Origin of the sequence: Clostridium sp. (genome assembly GCF_036642255.1) — a bacterium.
Taxonomy (GTDB): domain Bacteria; phylum Bacillota; class Clostridia; order Clostridiales; family Clostridiaceae; genus Clostridium_J.
In genome coordinates this window covers 1-4148 of the sequence record NZ_JAVWDJ010000098.1, presented here as the reverse complement: position 1 = coordinate 4148, position 4148 = coordinate 1, and the positions used below count along the sequence as shown (strand labels likewise).

At 29.5% G+C, this 4148-nt stretch carries 3 protein-coding genes, 2 tRNA genes and 1 pseudogene; 2 read left to right on the top strand and 4 right to left on the bottom strand.

Translation table 11 applies throughout. From position 1 onward, the window contains the following. Positions 1 to 122, top strand: a pseudogene (locus tag RR409_RS20835) (polysaccharide deacetylase); the annotation flags it as partial. A 201-nt stretch (positions 123 to 323) separates the two neighbouring features. Here the strand turns inward: RR409_RS20835 and RR409_RS20830 are convergent. Both RR409_RS20830 and RR409_RS20825 read right to left on the bottom strand, forming a co-directional pair. Further along, a tRNA-His gene (locus RR409_RS20830) sits at positions 324 to 399 on the bottom strand. A gap of 4 nt (positions 400 to 403) precedes the next feature. Then, a tRNA-Pro gene (locus RR409_RS20825) sits at positions 404 to 479 on the bottom strand. Positions 480 to 759: 280 nt separating this feature from the next. Here RR409_RS20825 and RR409_RS20820 point away from each other — a divergent pair. Continuing rightward, positions 760 to 1479, top strand: coding sequence for a C39 family peptidase (locus tag RR409_RS20820; RefSeq protein ID WP_332559696.1), 720 nt, complete (start codon positions 760 to 762; stop codon positions 1477 to 1479). Positions 1480 to 1612: 133 nt separating this feature from the next. On the opposite strand, the gene htpG is transcribed toward RR409_RS20820, so the two are convergent. After that, positions 1613 to 3481, bottom strand: coding sequence for a molecular chaperone HtpG (htpG, locus tag RR409_RS20815; RefSeq protein ID WP_332559695.1), 1869 nt, complete (start codon positions 3479 to 3481; stop codon positions 1613 to 1615). 96 nt (positions 3482 to 3577) lie between these two features. Further along, the gene (locus tag RR409_RS20810) at positions 3578 to 3991 is read right to left on the bottom strand and encodes a hypothetical protein (RefSeq protein WP_332559694.1); all 414 of its coding nucleotides are present in this window, start codon (positions 3989 to 3991) and stop codon (positions 3578 to 3580) included. Between the last annotated feature and the right edge of the window lie 157 nt (positions 3992 to 4148).

The following is a 4148-nucleotide window of genomic DNA, read 5'->3' as shown; positions in this document are numbered from 1 at the left end:
ATGGACTTCATAATGGTTCAATAATGTTAATTCATGCTGTATCAAAAACAAACACGGAAGTTCTAGAAGAAGTTCTCAAAGAAGCTAAGGCTCAAGGATATGTATTTGAATTGCTACCTTAAACTTCGAGGAAAATCTATACTAGTTGAGGAATGTATTTTTTTGCTAATAGATTAATGGTTACAATTTACTACAATATAATTTTCCAGCAAAAACTTCACTAGAATTTATTTCTCAATAAAACCATGTTATAAGATTTATAAACAAATAAAAAATTTTTAAATATAAAAAACTGCTTACAATACATGTAAGCAGTTTTTTTATGGGGTGACCGATGGGACTCGAACCCACGACAACCAGAACCACAATCTGGCGCTCTACCAACTGAACTACGATCACCATATGGTCGGGGTGACAGGGATTGAACCTGCGACCTCATGGTCCCAAACCACGCGCGCTCCCATCTGCGCTACACCCCGATAAACGACTTTTTCAATGTAGCTAAATCACTTAGCGACATAAGTTATTTTACAACTTTAATTGCTATTCGTCAACCCTTTTATTAATTGTTTTTATATATTGAATATTCAAAGTATTATCAACTAATTTTATCTCCTTAATAACTTCCATAAAGAGCTGTTTTTGATCTTCAGCAGATTATTTACCAAGAAACCGCAGAAATAAGTTTTTCACTAAAAACTACCATACATAGTTTCATTGAAAATCTACTTATACTATATATTATAACAATTAAAGAGAGTGGTGATAAAAATTAAACACTTAACAAGATATATAAAATCAATCATTATTTTGATAGTTATTATAACTTCTATATTCTCTATGTCATGTGAAAATAAAAGCAATGAAATTTCTGTACCAACATCAGTATTAATAGATGCTCCACTTATATCACAATTCCCTGAACTAAAAAATGGCTGTGAGGTAACTTCTCTTACAATGATGTTAAATTATTCAGGAATAAAGGTTGATAAAATGACTTTAGCTAAAAAGATCCCAAAAGACGATACTGCTGCAACATATGATCAAAACGGTGAAATAGTAAAGTGGGGGAATCCGGATAATGGGTTTGTCGGTGATATAACTGGAAAGAATCCAGGCTATTCAATTGATCCTGAACCTTTAATTGGAATAATCAATGAATACTTACCGGATAAAGCTATTGATTTAACTAATGCTTCTTTTGATGAACTACAAAAAACATTATCAAACAAGATACCTATTGTTGTTTGGGTAACATGTGATTTTAAAACTCCAGAGAAAAATGCTCAATGGAACTGCAATGGGGAAACAATCGATGCTACGTTCTCACAGCATGCTGTTTTATTAACAGGTTACGACGAAAAAAATTTGTATTATAACGATCCACATAGCAATACAAAAAATAAAAGTGTAAGTAAAAAAACTTTTCTTGAAATTTGGAATGCTATGGGAAAAAAAGCTTTATCCTATAAGAACTAAACCACACCTAATATTCTGGATTTTTCAATGAAAATAGAATCACCTATAATAATGCAATAATATATAAATTTAAAACTTAAAAGCATAGAGATACATACTCTATGCTTTTCCATAAATATTATTTCACCATATCTTAGCCTATTATCTTTGTAAGAATTTCATTACTTCTACTAATGAAATTAGACATTGCTTCTGGATCTAATTGCTTATGACTAATCATTGCAAGGTCATACACATGCTTGCAAATTAAATCTTTCAACTCCTTCTTACTTTCATCTTTGCTAAAATCTATAAGTTTGTTTATAAGTGGATTATTTTTGTTTATAACTAAAGTTTCTTCTTTAGGGAACATTCCACTCATATCCATACCGCCAAACATAGAACTCATTTCAGCCATTCTTCTTGATTGCTCAGAAAGTAACATCATAGCTGGAACTTCTTTTGCCTTAAGGCTTTCTACTAATAGTTTTAGTTTATCATTATTTAATGCAGCTTTAAACATGCCTTCTATTTCCGCAGTAAGCTCAGTATCTATTTCTTCTTCCTTAGTTTTTAAAGTAGTTGCAAGATCTGAGTCTATACGATTAAACTGAACTCCACTCTCATGACCTTCTAAGAAACTTATAAAGTGATTATCTATTGTAGACGTCAAAATTATTGCATCTAAATCATGGTCTTTAAGCATTTTAATATATTGGGCTTGCTGCTTTTCATCACTTACATAAGTAACCTTATTTTCGTGTTTTTCTTTATTAGCTTCAAGATATTGCTTCAAGGTAATATAATCCCCGTTGATAGTTTTAAATATTATAATATCCTTTACCTTCTCATAGAACTTTTCATCTCTTAAGCAACCATACTTAATGAAAATATTAATGTCTTTCCAAAATTCATTATATTTTTCTCTCTCACTTTTAAAAAGGCCCGTTAATTTATCTGCAACTTTATTCACAATATGTCTAGAAATTTTAGTTACATTGCTATCCTTTTGTAAAAAGCTTCTTGAAACATTAAGTGGAATATCTTCGCAATCGATTACCCCTTTTAAAAGTAACAAAAATTCTGGAATAACTTCTTTTATGTTGTCTGCTACAAAAACTTGATTATTATAAAGTTTTACTTCTCCTTCTGTGGCTTCAAACTCATGCTTTAATTTTGGGAAGTAAAGTATTCCTTTAAGATTAAAGGGATAATCCACATTTAAATGAATCCAAAAAAGTGGTTCATTAAAATCCATAAAAACTTTTTTATAAAACTCTTTGTATTCTTCATCAGTACAATCCTTTGGAGACTTTAGCCATAAAGGTGTTACATCATTTAGAGGCAATATTTCTTTCTTTTCTTCCTGATTTGGATCAACTTTTTCATTTTCATTTACTAAGTAAATCTCCACTGGCAAGAAAGCACAATGTTTATTTATAATTTCTCTTAATTTGTATTCCTCTAAAAATTCTTTACTATCTTCACTTACATATAGGGTAATGGTAGTTCCTCTCTCAGTTCTTTCAGATGAAACTAATTCGTACTCAGTGCCACCTTCACAAATCCACTTAACTGGTTCTGCTCCTTCAACAAAAGATAATGTATCAATTACAACCTTATCTGATACCATGAATGCAGAATAAAATCCAAGGCCAAAGTGTCCAATAATATTATTTGCTTCATCCATCTTGTCTTTATATTTAGATATAAATTCTTCAGCTCCAGAAAAAGCCACTTGGTTAATATATTTCTTTACATCTTCTGAAGTCATTCCTATTCCATTGTCGCTGAATTTTATGGTTTTTTCTTCTTTATTTAAAGATACATTTATTTGAAATTTGGGGTCATTTTCAATTTTAGCCTCTCCAATAGAACTTAATCGCTTAAGTTTATTTATGGCGTCAGACCCATTACTTATAAGTTCCCTTACAAATATATCCTTATCAGAATACAACCACTTTTTAATAATTGGCATGATATTTTCCGTATGAATTGAAATGTTTCCATTCTCTCTAAGCATATATAGTACCTCCAAATATTTTTTTCTTTCAATATTTTACAATAAATTTTGCTATAAATAAAGTAGCTTGTTAAACTTTTACTTTATGTTTACAGTTTATTTCAAAACATTTTCTACTAAAGCTACTTGTTTTGATTTAATAATTGCATCTCGTATTTTATCTTTTATAACTTCATTATGATAAGCATTATCTAAACCAATTTTACATTTGTTCATGATTGCCAAAAATGTTATACTTTTATTTCCTTTAGTAAGACTGTTTATAGCTTTATTAATTTTTTTATCCATAACATGTATCTCTTTATGATATTTCATGCTTTCTAATATATAACTTCTTAGTTCTGGATATTGATTAATTATGTATGGAGTTATTCTTGCCTTTTCAACAACAGCAGCGAATACTAACCTTTCCTCGTTTGAAAGTATGCTTACTATGGCTTCATCAACATGAATTTTATATTTTTCTACACTTTCCGTATATAATTCTGCACCCTTTAGACAACTATCCATGTTTTCACTCCTTATTCGACAATATTTATACTATAATAATATTATATTGCCAAAGATTTGTAAATTATTTCATTGTAAGGATTTTTAGCTTAATATGGATAAATAAGCTATAAAGTTAATTCTTATAGATTGTAATCATAAAGTAATGTAATTACAT

Bases quoted from the DNA above. Each gene is read 5' to 3' on its own strand.
- htpG (WP_332559695.1), bottom strand. From the start codon at position 3,481: ATGCTTAGAGAGAATGGAAACATTTCAATTCATACGGAAAATATCATG.
- RR409_RS20810 (WP_332559694.1), bottom strand. From the start codon at position 3,991: ATGGATAGTTGTCTAAAGGGTGCAGAATTATATACGGAAAGTGTAGAA.